The sequence below is a fragment of the Belnapia moabensis DSM 16746 genome (assembly GCF_000745835.1).
GTDB classification, from domain to species: domain Bacteria; phylum Pseudomonadota; class Alphaproteobacteria; order Acetobacterales; family Acetobacteraceae; genus Belnapia; species Belnapia moabensis.
The window spans coordinates 1-12,683 of the sequence record NZ_JQKB01000111.1 but is presented as its reverse complement, the minus strand read 5'-3'; the positions used below and the strand labels follow the sequence as shown (position 1 = coordinate 12,683).

Genomic DNA, 12,683 nt, shown 5'->3' with positions numbered 1-12,683 from the left:
CGACCATGGCGGTGGCCAGCGGCGCCCGGCCAGGCGGGCGCGTCTTGTCGCGCAGCAGTCCGTCGACGCCCTGCTCGGCATAGCGCTGTTGCCAGCGCCACACCGCGGGGCGGCTGACGCCCGCCCGGCGCGCCACCTCCAGGACAGGCAGCCGCTCGGCCGACAGCAGGATGATGGTGGCCCGCTGCGTATGCTTGAGCGGGCGGTTCCGGTCGCCGATGATCGCACTCAGGCGGGTGCGGTCGGCCGATCCAACGATGACACTGACGGTCTGGGCCATAGCCGGAGAATTCCACCGCAGCGGCCCGCTGTGAATCCTCCGTCTGGGTCAGTGCACTAGGTGGATCAGGGCGAGGTCGTTCCGAAGGGGACGAGTGTCCACCGCGAAGGTGGTCCACCGGCTGTCGCGCATCTGCGCGGCGTGGATACTGCGGTGGTAGGCCAGGAACTCGGCGCGGCCCCGCAGCCAGCGGCCAGCGACGTTGACGAACTCCACGTCTGCGGTGACGAGGTCGGCCGCCGCTTCCATGTCGTGCGCATTCCAGGCTGCGGCCCAAGCGTCGGACAAGACCTTAGCCGCTCCGGCCGAGTCAGAGCAGGCAGTGGATGCCGCATGGAAGGGTGTGTTGTTCATGGACGAAGGCTACGCCCATCAGGCGGCTCTCACACAGGCACGAGGCAGCACTTGTCTAGTGCCGAAACACGAAGAATGCTGCTCCCTCGGTTCGACAACCGGAGCGGGCCCATGGACAAGCTGCACGCAATTACGCTGTTTTGCCGCGCGGCCGAGGCTAGGTCGTTCGCGGCCGCGGCCAACGATCTGAACATCGCTCCTTCCGTGCTAAGCAAGGCCATAGCCGCCCTCGAGGCCGAGCTCCACGTCACGCTCTTCAACCGGACGACTCCACGACTGGCACTCACCGAGGCCGGCACGTCCTACTACGAGGGCTGTCGCGAGGTGCTGGCCGGCTTGGAGGAAGCGGAGGCCTTGGTACGGGGCAACATAGCAACAGCACGTGGCACCCTGCGACTGGGAATCCACCCTGCATTCCGCGTCGGTCTGCTGCAACACCTGGGCAGGTTCCTGACGCTCTACCCTGAGGTCACGGTGGAGGCGGTGATCACGAACGCCCCTGTGGCACTGCTCAACGATGGCCTCGACTTGGTCCTGGCGGTTGGCAGGCTCGAAGATTCGAGCTTTGTGGGGCGGCGGCTCGGGTGGGCTGCGCTGATCACCTGCGCCTCACCCGCCTACCTGGCGGCGCGAGGGCGCCCAGAGCACCCTCAGGACCTAGCCGGGCACCGCGCAGTGATCCCAGGCCGGAGGGACGAAGGATCGATCCTTCGGCGCTGGACCTTTGAACGAGGCGCGGAGCGCGAGGAGGTGGATGTCCCTGTCGCCTTCGTCGCCCGCGACGGGATCGGGATCGTCGATGCGGCAATCGGCGGTGCGGGGGTCGTGCGGATCTTTGACCCCGCAGCGGGGCCCCTTATTGGGGCGGGCGCGCTGGAAATCGTCCTTCCGGATTGGGACTCCGGCCAAATGCCTGTCCATGCCGTCCTGCCGGGCCAGCGCAACGTGCCGGCTAAGGTGCGCGCGTTCCTGGGGTTTATGGAAGCCCTCATGGCATGCGCTGGCGACTCCCCGGGCAATCGGGCACAGACGTCTAAGCTGCCTTAGCAAAGCGTCTGAATGCCTTTGGCGAGACATCGAGTGTTTGCCTGTATGCCGCACACCATAGCCTGTTCAGCCCGACAGCGACGAAACAGATCGGGGGGCAGCGCATAACGGCTATTGTCACAGGCAACCCTTCATGACCCAACGACACCCAGATGCCAATGTCGGCTTTTTGGGACAAGCTGTCATAGGGCACGGTACCGCGCTGTGCCAGTTGGGCAGATCAGTGCTACCGCTCGTTGACCGCGGCCTGAGCGCGGGAGCGGCGCCCCGTTGTATGCCCGCGCATGTAGGCTTGGGGGCTATAGCCTACTTCGGTACGGAAGGCGTAGATAAAAGCCGAGGTCGAGCCATAGCCAAGCTCCATTGCTGCTTGGGTCACACCCAAGCCGCCGCCCAGCAGTTCGGTGGCCTTGAACAGCGGCAACCGGCGCCGCCAAGAGCGAAGACTCATGCCCAGCTCCGCCTCGAAGCGCCGCGCTAAGGTGCGGCCCGACATGGCGAGCTCAGGGCCCCAGCCCTCCAGCCCGCGTTCGTCCGTGGGATCGGCGTAAAGCGCCTCGCACAGGGTTCCCAGCGTCCCGCCGCGCGGCCAAGGCAGCGCTCCGGCCAGGGGCGGTGCCCGCCGCAGTTGGTCCAGGATCAGCACCGTCACGCGACCGGCGTAGCCGTCCCGGTCCTCCTGGCCCTCGATCTCGGCGGCCTCGACGATCAGCGCGCGGAGCAGCGACGAGACGCCGACCACGGTCGGGCTCGGGGGCAGGCTCCGGCCGGCCTCGTCGGCGATCCACAGACTGCGGAACTCGGCGCCGAGCAGTGACCCGACCCGGTGCCGCAGCCCGATCGGCAGCCACACCGCCTGCTCGGGCGAGATCACGAGCGACTGGCCCTCGACCGCCACCGTCAGCACGCCCGAGATCGCGTAAACCACCTGGTGCCAGGCATGTGCGTGTTCCGGGAAGTAGTGACGCGCCGGAATGGACTGTGCCCGCACGGTCATGGGGCGGGGCGGCATCAGCCCGGGGGGCGCGGCGATCGTCTCCCATCGCATGTCCCATGCCCTCCTTTGTCCGCTAGTCTACAAAATATGTCGTCCAGTCGAAATACAGACGCTTGCCGAGCTAATATACCGGGTAGGCCCATGACGCTGGTGGAGCGCCCGACTGGCCGGGCCGCCGCCGGTAACCACCCTTTCAGCACGAGGATCCCGCCATGGCCCGCCTCGACCGCCGCGGCCTGCCGCTCTCCACCAGTTCCGACCTCGCCGCCGAGCGCTACCGGGAGGGCGTGGACCTCCTGCTCTCCGCTTGGCCCGGCGCGGCGGAAGCGCTCGAAGCGGCCGTCGCAGCCGATCCGGACTTCGCCCTTGCCCATGCTGCGCGTGCCCGGCAGAACGCGATCCGCGCCGAGCCGGCCAAGGCCCGGGCGCGGATCGCTACGGCGTCGGACCTTGTCGCTCGCAACGGGACCGAGCGCGAGCGGAGCCACGTCGAGGTCCTGTCACTTGCCATTGGCGGCCAGTCGGCCAGCGCGCTGGAGCGCGCCATTGCGCATCTCGACACCTGGCCGCGCGACGTCCTGATCCTCTCGCTGCCGCTCGGCGCCTTCGGCCTCCTCGCCTTCTCCGGCATGCCGGACCACGATCAGGCGCGCGTCGATCTCTGCGAGCGGCACGCCCGGCACTTCGCCGAGGACGACTGGTGGTTCCTAACCTATCGCGGCTGGTCGCATACTGAGAACGGCGCGGTCGCGCATGGCCGTGCCCTCACCCAGCGCGGCTTAGAGCTGCGGCGGGAGAATGCGAACGCGGCGCATGCGCTGTCCCACGCGCTTTATGAGGCCGGAGCGGCTGAGGAAGCGGAGCGACTGATCGAGGGCTGGCTGCCCGGCTATGACCGCAGCGGCTCCCTGCACGGCCACATCGCCTGGCACTCGGCCCTGGCCGCGCTGGAGCGGGGCGACACGGAGCGCGCGCTGGCGATCTACGCCGAGCATGTCCAGCCTTCCGTTTCGAAGGGCATGCCGGTGAACGTGGTGAGCGACACGGCCTCCTTCCTCTGGCGGCTGCAGGCCTATGGGCATGAGATCCCGGCGGGGCTGTGGCAGGCCGCGGCGGCCTATGCCGCGCCGGCCTTCCCGAAGGCCGGCTTCGCTTTCGCCGATGCGTATATGGCGAATCTCGAGGCCGCCGCCGGCGACCGAGAGGCGGTGGCACGCCGCGCTGCAGCCCTGACGCAGCTGGCTGAGGCAGGCGGCCTCGGCGCGGGACCGGTGGTCCCCGCCATCTGCCGCGCCGCGCTCGCCTTCGCCGATGCCGATTATGCCGGCTGTGCGCGCATCCTGGAGCCGGTCGCGCGCGAGGTGGTGCGCATCGGCGGCAGCGGCGCTCAGCGCGAAATGCTGGAGGACATGCTCCTCATTGCCCTCATGCGGAGTGGCGAGGCCACGAAGGCCCGCGCGCTGCTCGACCGCCGCCTGCACCGCCGCCCCTCGCCGCGTGACACGCGCTGGCTTGGCCAGCTAGTCGCCTGAGACGGAACCCCATGTCACACGCCCAAGCCGCCCCGGTTGCCGGGATTGCGCCTCCAGTCGCCTTGGAGCATGAGACCGGCAACGTCGCCCGGCTGACGATCGCCCAGGCGCTGGCCGGCGCAAACTCGACGGTCGTCTATGCCACGGGCCCGATCGTCGGCCACAGCCTGGCGCCGAGCCCAGCGATGGCGACGCTGCCCATCTCGATCTTCGTCGTCGGTATGGCCGCCTGCACCTTGCCGGCCGGCGCTATCGCACGACGCCATGGCCGCCGCGCCGCCTTCCTGGCCGGGACCGGGTGCGGGGTTCTCGTCGGCCTGCTGGGTGCCCTCGCGGTGCTGCTGGGCTCCTTCTGGACCTACTGCCTCGCCACATTCTTCGGCGGCGCCTATGCGGCGGTGGTGCTGTCCTTCCGCTTCGCGGCGGCCGATTGCGTGCCGGCCGCGCGGCGCCCGCGCGCACTCTCCCTGGTCATGGCGGGCGGCGTCTTCGCCGGGGTGATCGGGCCACAGCTCGTCACCTACACCATGAACCTGTGGGCGCCCTACCTCTTCGCGGCGACCTTCCTGGCCCAGGCCGGCGTGGCCGTGCTCTGCGCGCTCGTCCTGCTCGGCATCCGGCTGCCGATGCCGACTGCGACGGAGATGGCCGGCGGCCGTCCGCTGCTGGCCATCGCGCGCCAGCCGCGCTTCATCACCGCCGTGATCTGCGGGGTGGTCTCGTACCTGCTGATGAACTTTCTCATGACCGCTGCGCCGTTGGGGCGGGGCGGCTTTTCGACCTGACGGGCGTTTATGCCGGGGCGATTATGATCGCCGCCGTCGACAACCTGCTGGGCATCGCCATCGCCGCTCGCCTGCCACGGCGCTAGAAACCGATCCTTGTGAGGGTCGGACGATCCGAAGGCGCTGTCCCCCGTCAGGGTTCAGGAGACAGGCGCGGGTGGTTCGGGACATTCGCCGAGCAACGCGCGGCCCGTCTCTCAGGATCTCGGCGAACGCTGTGATCAAGCTCGTAAGTAATGCTAAGGTTGTCCTCATCGTCTCGGCAGACGGCGCCAACATCAGAACGCATCCAGCACCGCCACGCCGACTAGCCCGAGCAGCGCGATGAGGAGGGTGCTAGCGACACCCAGGATCAGAGGTGCCCCGCCCCTCGCGCGTAGTGCCCTGAGGTCCGTGGAGAGCCCGAGCGCCGCGACCGAGGTCGCCAACATCAGCGGCACGATTGTGCGGGAGGCATCCACAACGGCGCCTGGCACCACCCCGGTGCTGCCCAGCAGTACCAAGCCAAGGAAGCCAAACGCGAACCAGGGCACCGGCGCCTTGGCCCCCCCATCCTGGCCGGCCCACAACCCGAGCGCGGCCACCGCCGGCGCCAGCAGGAACACGCGCGCGAGCTTCATCACAGTTCCCGACTGCGCCGCCTCTGGCCCGCCCGCCGCCGCTGCGCCGACAGCCTGCACCACCTCATGCACCGAGGCGCCGGCCCAGAGCCCGTAGCTATGCGCATCCAGCCCCAGCGGAGCCGCAAGCGCTGGGTAGACGAGCATGGCAGCCGTGCCACAGAGTGTAATAACGGCCAGGGCGTAGGTCACATCCTCGTCCTGACCCCGGGCGACTTGGTTGGCCGCGACGATGGCGGAGGCGCCACAGATCGCCGTGCCAGCACCGATCAGCTGTGCCAGCGGCCGGTCGACGCCGAGGCGGCTGCCGAGCCAGATCGTGATGGGCAGTGTTGCCGCCACCACCAGGATGGCCAGCCCCAGCGCGCCAGCCCCGAGGCCGAGGAGCTGCCCCAATGTCACGCTGAGGCCCAGCAGCACGATTGCGGCGCGCAGGAGCGGCCGCACTGCAAAGGCGATCCCATGCTTCAAAATCTGCGGGGCGCCCAGCACCGAGCGCACGGCCATGCCAATCGCCAGTGCCAGCACCACCGGATTGAGCGCCGCGACGTCGGTTGCGTTGCGCAGCACGGTTGAGGTTGCAGCAATGACAAACGCCGCAGCCAAGCCTGGCGCAAGCCTACGGCCACGGTCAGACATTGAGGTCGACATCGCCGCACCGGCTATCCTGGCCGCCAATGATCGTTGCATGGTGCCCACGTCCCTCTCCGACCGGACATTGTAGTGCCCCCGCCGGCGCTGGGGTGGACGGAGTGCTTCGGCCTTGGCTGCCTGACACAAGCCCGGGGTCAGCTGGCCAGATCTTTAGCTTCTGGTTCGCTGGTGCAGCTTTTCCGAACAGGGGAAGGGACGCACCATGGGCCACGTTGCTTCGGTTCCGGTCCGCCATCCTGCAGAATGAGGTGGATAGACGCTAACGACAGCAGAACTCGAAGCCCATGCGAGCCGCCTCCGTCGCGGAGTCTCAGGCGTCTCGATAGGAAGCGAGCGACCTATTAATCGTGGAACCAACAGGAGGAGACGAAGCCCCATGCCCCTCATCGGCAAACCAGAGCGATCCCTGCGCGAGCTCTACCAGGACGACCCGGAGCGGGCTGACGCGCTGATCTGAAGCCGTCGAGGCGCGCTCAAAGGTGCCGCCCTCGCCTCGATGGGCGCTGCTCTCGGTGCCGCCATCCCTTTCGCCGCGCGCTTGCCGCCGGGAGTGCTGCCCGCCGCACTCGCCCAGCCGACCTCCGCTGGAGGCGGCCCCCGCATGATCCAGCTTGAGGGCAAGGCGCCGCTGATCCTGCAGGGTGAGCGACCGCTAAACGCCGAAACGCCGGAGACGCTGCTCGACGACGATGTCACCCCGGCGGAGAAGATGTTCGTCCGCAACAACGGCCAGGTGCCCGCGGCGCCTTCCGATCCGCGGACCTGGAAGATCCGCATCGACGGAGAGGTGAGCCAACCCCTGGAGCTGACAGTGGGCGAGCTAGAAAGCGGCCGATTTCCGCTGGTGACGCGTCGGTTGCAGCTGGAATGCGGCGGCAACGGCCGGTCATTCTATTCGCCCGAAACCCGCGGTAATCAGTGGGGCAACGGAGCTGTCTCCTGCGCCGAATGGACCGGAGTTCGGCTGCGCGACCTGCTCCAGGCCGCGGGGCTGAAGGAGAGTGGGAAGTTCACTGGCCATTATGGCGCGGACCCGCACCTCTCGGGCGATCCGGAGCGGCAAGCGATCAGCCGCGGGATGCGCGTTGAGAAGGCACAGGACGAGGATACGTTGGTCGCTATCCGCATGAACGGACAACCTATCCCGCTGCTACACGGCGCGCCGGTGCGGCTCATCACGCCCGGTTGGCCGGGTTCGCTCAGCCAGAAGTGGCTGACGCGAATATGGATCCGTGATCGCCTGCATGACGGTCAGGGCATGGGCGGGACGAGCTATCGCGTCCCCGTACGGCCTATCGTGCCGGGTAGCCGCAATGACGGACGCGATTTCCGTGACCTAGAATCGATGCCGGTGCGTTCGGTCCTCACAAACCTATCGCACGGCACACGGTTACCGGCCGGGACGCGAGAGCTGGATCTGCGTGGGCAGGCTTGGGCAGGAGATAAGACGGTGCGGGCGGTGCACGCCTCAATAGATTTCGGCGCTACCTGGCGGGAGATGCGGATGGACCCGCCGGCCAACCGCTACGCCTGGCAGCGCTGGTCGGGGCGTGTGGACTTGCCCTCGGATGGCTACTTCGAGGTCTGGTACCGTGCCACCGACAGCGACGGAGTGATGCAGCCGCATGCCGCGGCGAACTGGAACCCTCAGGGCTACGGCAGCAATGCCGTCAGCCGTGCGGCGATTCTGGTCGGGTAAGGCGAGATGCCACGGTATTCTGTTCCGCCCAGGACGGCCGCCGCCGCGCTCGCGGGTGTCATTGCGCTTCTGACATTCTCGGGTGGCGTCGCCTCGACCGGCCACGTCGCTGCCGAGCCTGGATCAACCGTATCCTGCCCGGGCTCTCGGCAGCAGCCGGAGCAGACCGCCTCCATCGAGGAGATCATGGAGACGCCCGAAGTCCTGCCGGAAGGGCACGGCCGGGAGGACACTTTCTACCGCTGCACTGCCTGCCACAGCACCGCCCCGATCCGCCGCTCGCGCCTATCACGGGACCGATGGGATGAGCTGATGGATTGGATGACGGAGCGGCACGGCATGCCGGCCTTGGAGGGCGACGAGCGGCGGCTGATCGTCGACTATCTTGCCGGCGCGTTCCCGCCGCACGAGCGGCGACGGCGGGGCCCTGCCAACCCCTTCCTCACCGACTAAGCCCCTGGGAAACTGCGAGCAGCTAGCGGCCATCCACACGCATCCCATGCCATCTTGTTGCTTGAGTCGCTCAGCTGGACGGGTTGCAGTAGGCTGGCGTAAGGGCGGCCCCTGGAGCTCGGGGGACACCCGCAGTGCCGTTCAAGGCCAACGCTGACCGCCGGCGCCACATTCCCAAGCAACGCCAAAGGGTAATCAACTGGGCCGAGTACGACGCTGGCCTTCGCGCCCGAGGCAGCCTCATCATGTGGTTCACACCGGAGGCGGTTGAGGCCTGGAAGGCTGAGCCACACACCGGCAGAGGCGGGCAGCCCACCTGCTCGGCGCTGGCCATGGCCACAGCCCTGACGCTGCGGGCCGTGTTCCGCCTGGCGCTGCGCCAAACGGAGGGGCTGATCGCGTCCATCTTGCAGCTGCTCGGCCTCGACCTGCCAGTGCCGGACCATCGCACCCTCAGCCGTCGAGCAGAGGTGCTCGAAGTGCCGCAGCCGAAGGCGGGAAGTACGCCGGTGCACCTGCTGGTGGGCAGCACGGTCTCCGCCTCTGCAGGTTTGGCGAGTGGCTGGAAGAGAAGCACGGCAGCAAGCGGCGCCGGGCCTAGTGCACTGATGCAGACAGACGATTCACGTCCTTGTGGAGGCGTGGCACGCTAGGCGAATGGCCCAAGACGTATGCGTCATTGTCGGTGCTGGTGATCATGCGCGACTGGCAGCGATCGCGGCTGGCCGGAACTGAGCCGGTCATTATCCTCCCCAATCCGCCTGTGGCACTTGCGCAGGTGACCCAGGCGGGCAGTCCTTCCAAAAGAACGAGTGGGAGACCGCGCAATGGGAACGAGGCGGATCCTGGCCGGAGGCATTGCGCAGGAATCCCATAGCTTCAACCCCGTGCCGATGGGCCGCTCCTGGTTCAACGTCTGTGCCGGAGTAGAGGCAGTGGCGGCGGCGCGCGGAAGCAACTCCGTGCTGGGTGGCATCGTGGACGCGGCGGAGGCGAAGGGTGTCGAAGTCATTGTGCCAACCGTCTTCCGCGCCCAGTCCGGCGGACCGGTCGAGGAGGCCGTCTTCGAGGAGATGCGCAACCTCATGTGCGACGCGGCCCGACGTGGCGACTTCGACGCGATCGTGCTGCCGCTTCATGGCGGGATGCTGACGCCGAGCCTGGAGGACCCGGAGGGCGCGCTGATGGCGGCGCTGCGCGGCATCGTGGGCGACGACGTGCCGCTGACGGTCGGCTTCGATCTGCATGCCCATGTCACACCGGAGATCCTGGCGCGCTGCGACCTGCTGGCAGGCTATCTGACCAATCCGCACGGCGACCAGGGCAGGACGGGGCAGCGCGCCTTCCTGGCCGCGCTGAACATGTTGGAAGGGCGGCTGCGGCCCGCTCTGGCGGCGGTCCACCTGCCCATGCTGACGTTCGGCAACGATCGCACGGACGAGGAGCCGCTGCTTTCCCTTCACGCGCGCGCCCGGGCGGCGGTGGAAGCGGGGGAGGCCTACGACGTCTCCATCTTCAACGCGCAGCAGTTCCTGGACGTGCGCGGCCTCGGCCAATGGGTGCTGGCCTACGGAAATGGGGCGGCCCCAGACGGCCTGGCGCTGGAACTGGCGGGGACGCTGTGGGACCGGCGGCGGGAGTTGATCGGCACCTATCCGCCGCTGGACGAGTATCTGGACAAGGCAGCCCGCGGCACCGATCGGCCGCTGATCCTGGGCGACCAGGGAGACCGTGTCGCAGGCGGCAGCCCGGGCGACGGGACCTATGTGCTGCGCGCCCTGCTGGCGAGAGACGATCTGCCTGCTTCCGCCGTGCCGATCGCGGACGCGGACGCTGTGCGGGCCTGCCGGGCCGCCGGGGTTGGGGCGGTGGTCACGGTGACGGTGGGCGGACGATACTCCACCGTCGCGCCGCCAGTGACAGTGACAGGGGAAGTCGTGTCCGCCGGCGCTTCTGCCCAGGTGGTGTATGACGGACCGGCCGATGCGGGCTACCGGACGACGCTCGGCGCCTACGCCGTCCTGCACGTCGGCCGCGTGAACCTGGTGCTGACCGACCAGCCCTATTCCTACCTCGATCCCGGCTACTACCGCGCAATGGGGATCGATCCGGCGCGGATGGGGCTCGTGATCACGCGCTCCGGCTACCATTTCACCCTCAACTACGCAGCGGTCGGGCAGTGCGTCACGGTGGATACGCCGGGCATGACCTCCTACCGCGTCGGCGAGCTACCCTTTGTCAAGGCGCGGCCTTTCTTCCCCTTAGACGAAATCGAGGTCACGCCGCGGCTTCACGCGCGTGGCGGCGCACTGCCTTGAAGAAGAGCCCTTGCATCAGGGGCCTAGCTCTTGCTGCATTGCCGGAAACAACTTGGCCAGCGGGCAGACCCGGGGCATGACGAGGAGGTATTAATGCACCGCCGCTCACTGCTGAAGGGGATTGCCGTGACCGGCGCCTCCCTCTCCGCGCCGGCCTTTGCCCAAGGACAGGTTCGGACACTGCGCTTCATCCCCCAAATCGACCTTGCCTTCCTCGACCCGCACTGGACCACGGCGAACGTCACCCGCAATCACGGCTACATGGTCTTCGACACCCTCTACGGGCTGGACCAGAATGACGTGGCGATGCCGCAGATGGCCGAGGGCCATGTGGTAGAAGAGGACGGGAAGCGCTGGACCATCCGCCTGCGCGAGGGGCTGCTGTTCCATGACGGCACGCCGGTGCTGGCGCGGGACTGCTTGGCGAGTATCCGCCGCTGGGGCGCGAGGGATGCCTTCGGTGGCGCGCTGCTGCGGGTGACCAACGAGGTCTCCGCGCCCGACGACCGCACAATCGTCTTCCGGCTGAAAAAGCCTTTCTCCCTTCTGGCGTACGCGCTGGCGAAGGGCACCGCGATGATGCCCGCGATTATGCCGGAGCGGGTGGCGCGAACTGACCCCGGTACGCAGATCACCGAGATCATCGGCAGCGGCCCCTTCCGCTATCTCGCGGACGAGCGGCTGCAGGGCGCGCGCAATGCCTACGCGAAGTTCGATCGCTACCGGCCGCGGGAGAGCGGGCCGGCGCTCGGCAGCGCGGGCCCCAAGATCGTGCACTACGACCGCGTGGTATGGACCACCATCCCGGATGCCTCCACCGCCGCCGGTGCGCTCGTCTCTGGCGAGCAGGATTGGTGGGAACAGGTGGCGCATGACCTGAAGCCGATGATCGCGCGGAGCCGCGGCATCCAGATGCGCGTTCAGGAGGAGACGGGCACGGTCGGCATGCTGCGGCCGAACTGTACGCAGGCCCCCTTCAATAATGCCGCAATCCGCCAGGCCGTTATGGGGGCGATTGACCAGGCCTCCTACATGCAGGCGATCGTCGGCGACGACCGCTCCTCCTACCATGTGCCGACCGGCTTCTTCACCCCGGGCACGCCGATGGCGAGCGAGGTGGGGCTCGGCCCGCTGCGGAAGCCGAAAGATGATGCCGCGGTGCGGCGGGACCTGGAAGCCGCCGGCTACAAGGGCGAGAAGGTCGTCCTCCTAGTGCCAACCGACTACGTGACGATCAAGGCCCTGGGCGACGTGGCGGCGGACATGCTGCGGCGGATCGGGATGAACGTGGACTACGTGGCCACGGACTGGGGCACCATGCTTCAGCGGCGCAACAACCGCGGCCCGGTCGACAGCGGGGGGTGGAGCCTCTTTGCGACGAGCTGGACGGGCACTGACCTGCTGAACCCGGCAACGCATGTCGGCGTGCGCGGCAACGGCGCCGCAGGCTATGCGGGCTGGTACGAGAGCGCCCGGCTCGAAGGGATGTACAATGCCTGGTTCGACGCGCCGGACCTCGTGGGGCGGCAGGCCGTATGCCGCGACATCCAGACCGCCTGCATGGAGGAGGTGCCCTACTATCCGCTCGGCCAGTTCAAGCAGCAGACCGCGACACGGGGCATCCAGGGGCTGCAATCCGGCTTCACGCGGTTCTGGGGCATCCGCCCGGCCTGAGTGTCCATCCGGGAACAAATCGAGGCATCTGAATCGGTTGTGATTGGCTCCGAGCGGCGGGTGCGGGGAGAAGGGCGTCCATGTGGACGCCCGAGAGCCGGCCAAAATACGACCGCAGCAAACTGCGCTACCCGAGCGATCTGACCGACGAGGAATGGTCGATCATCGGTCCGCTGATCCCACTGGCGAAGAGCGGCGGCAACAAACGGACGGTGGACATACGAGCGGTGCTGAACGGGGTGATGTACATCCTGTCCACCGGCTGCCAGT

The 12,683-nt window shown here is 68.0% G+C and carries 13 protein-coding genes; 9 read left to right on the top strand and 4 right to left on the bottom strand.

Annotated features, from left to right (window positions below; all coding sequences use genetic code 11):
- Positions 1 to 280: helix-turn-helix domain-containing protein (locus tag EP26_RS27185; RefSeq protein ID WP_043343642.1), on the bottom strand; the 280-nt coding region annotated here is incomplete at its 3' end.
- A gap of 48 nt (positions 281 to 328) precedes the next feature.
- Positions 329 to 568, bottom strand: coding sequence for an SgcJ/EcaC family oxidoreductase (locus EP26_RS27180; protein WP_043343640.1), 240 nt, complete (start codon positions 566 to 568; stop codon positions 329 to 331).
- A gap of 177 nt (positions 569 to 745) precedes the next feature.
- Here EP26_RS27180 and EP26_RS27175 point away from each other — a divergent pair, with 177 nt between their 5' ends.
- Positions 746 to 1,681, top strand: coding sequence for a LysR family transcriptional regulator (locus EP26_RS27175; protein WP_169747513.1), 936 nt, complete (start codon positions 746 to 748; stop codon positions 1,679 to 1,681).
- A gap of 226 nt (positions 1,682 to 1,907) precedes the next feature.
- Here the strand turns inward: EP26_RS27175 and EP26_RS27170 are convergent, their stop codons facing one another.
- The gene (locus EP26_RS27170; RefSeq protein ID WP_043343636.1) at positions 1,908 to 2,729 is read right to left on the bottom strand and encodes an AraC family transcriptional regulator; all 822 of its coding nucleotides are present in this window, start codon (positions 2,727 to 2,729) and stop codon (positions 1,908 to 1,910) included.
- 161 nt (positions 2,730 to 2,890) lie between these two features.
- On the opposite strand from EP26_RS27170, the gene EP26_RS27165 reads away from it, so the two are divergent.
- Together EP26_RS27165 and EP26_RS27160 are read left to right on the top strand one after the other, a co-directional pair.
- On the top strand, positions 2,891 to 4,210 hold the full coding sequence (locus tag EP26_RS27165) for a tetratricopeptide repeat protein (RefSeq protein ID WP_043343634.1): 1,320 nt from the start codon (positions 2,891 to 2,893) through the stop codon (positions 4,208 to 4,210).
- A gap of 11 nt (positions 4,211 to 4,221) precedes the next feature.
- Positions 4,222 to 4,995, top strand: a complete 774-nt coding sequence (locus tag EP26_RS27160; RefSeq protein WP_245624539.1) for an MFS transporter — start codon at positions 4,222 to 4,224, stop codon at positions 4,993 to 4,995.
- 278 nt (positions 4,996 to 5,273) lie between these two features.
- Here EP26_RS27160 and EP26_RS27155 read toward each other — a convergent pair whose 3' ends face one another.
- Positions 5,274 to 6,305 (bottom strand): YeiH family protein, encoded by a 1,032-nt coding sequence (locus EP26_RS27155; protein WP_245624540.1) that lies wholly within the window; start codon positions 6,303 to 6,305, stop codon positions 5,274 to 5,276.
- 565 nt (positions 6,306 to 6,870) lie between these two features.
- Between EP26_RS27155 and EP26_RS27150 the strand changes: the two genes are divergently transcribed.
- The 6 genes from EP26_RS27150 to EP26_RS27125 form a co-directional block, all read left to right on the top strand.
- The gene (locus EP26_RS27150; RefSeq protein ID WP_245624538.1) at positions 6,871 to 7,968 is read left to right on the top strand and encodes a sulfite oxidase; all 1,098 of its coding nucleotides are present in this window, start codon (positions 6,871 to 6,873) and stop codon (positions 7,966 to 7,968) included.
- A 186-nt stretch (positions 7,969 to 8,154) separates the two neighbouring features.
- On the top strand, positions 8,155 to 8,421 hold the full coding sequence (locus tag EP26_RS27145) for a hypothetical protein (RefSeq protein ID WP_052389746.1): 267 nt from the start codon (positions 8,155 to 8,157) through the stop codon (positions 8,419 to 8,421).
- A gap of 134 nt (positions 8,422 to 8,555) precedes the next feature.
- Positions 8,556 to 9,074, top strand: a complete 519-nt coding sequence (locus tag EP26_RS27140) for a transposase (RefSeq protein WP_211259577.1) — start codon at positions 8,556 to 8,558, stop codon at positions 9,072 to 9,074.
- A gap of 174 nt (positions 9,075 to 9,248) precedes the next feature.
- Positions 9,249 to 10,739 carry a M81 family metallopeptidase gene (locus EP26_RS27135; RefSeq protein WP_043343626.1) on the top strand — a complete coding sequence of 497 codons (1,491 nt, stop codon included), beginning with the start codon at positions 9,249 to 9,251 and terminating at the stop codon, positions 10,737 to 10,739.
- A gap of 93 nt (positions 10,740 to 10,832) precedes the next feature.
- Positions 10,833 to 12,413 carry an ABC transporter substrate-binding protein gene (locus EP26_RS27130; protein ID WP_043343624.1) on the top strand — a complete coding sequence of 527 codons (1,581 nt, stop codon included), beginning with the start codon at positions 10,833 to 10,835 and terminating at the stop codon, positions 12,411 to 12,413.
- 80 nt (positions 12,414 to 12,493) lie between these two features.
- The coding region (locus EP26_RS27125) for a transposase (protein WP_043343622.1) at positions 12,494 to 12,683 on the top strand (190 nt) is incomplete at its 3' end.

Coding starts and splice junctions, on each gene's coding strand:
- EP26_RS27155 (WP_245624540.1), bottom strand. CDS start 6,305: ATGCAACGATCATTGGCGGCCAGGATAGCCGGTGCGGCGATGTCGACC.
- EP26_RS27145 (WP_052389746.1), top strand. CDS start 8,155: ATGGAGACGCCCGAAGTCCTGCCGGAAGGGCACGGCCGGGAGGACACT.
- EP26_RS27130 (WP_043343624.1), top strand. CDS start 10,833: ATGCACCGCCGCTCACTGCTGAAGGGGATTGCCGTGACCGGCGCCTCC.
- EP26_RS27170 (WP_043343636.1), bottom strand. CDS start 2,729: ATGCGATGGGAGACGATCGCCGCGCCCCCCGGGCTGATGCCGCCCCGC.
- EP26_RS27135 (WP_043343626.1), top strand. CDS start 9,249: ATGGGAACGAGGCGGATCCTGGCCGGAGGCATTGCGCAGGAATCCCAT.
- EP26_RS27150 (WP_245624538.1), top strand. CDS start 6,871: ATGATCCAGCTTGAGGGCAAGGCGCCGCTGATCCTGCAGGGTGAGCGA.
- EP26_RS27175 (WP_169747513.1), top strand. CDS start 746: ATGGACAAGCTGCACGCAATTACGCTGTTTTGCCGCGCGGCCGAGGCT.
- EP26_RS27160 (WP_245624539.1), top strand. CDS start 4,222: ATGTCACACGCCCAAGCCGCCCCGGTTGCCGGGATTGCGCCTCCAGTC.
- EP26_RS27165 (WP_043343634.1), top strand. CDS start 2,891: ATGGCCCGCCTCGACCGCCGCGGCCTGCCGCTCTCCACCAGTTCCGAC.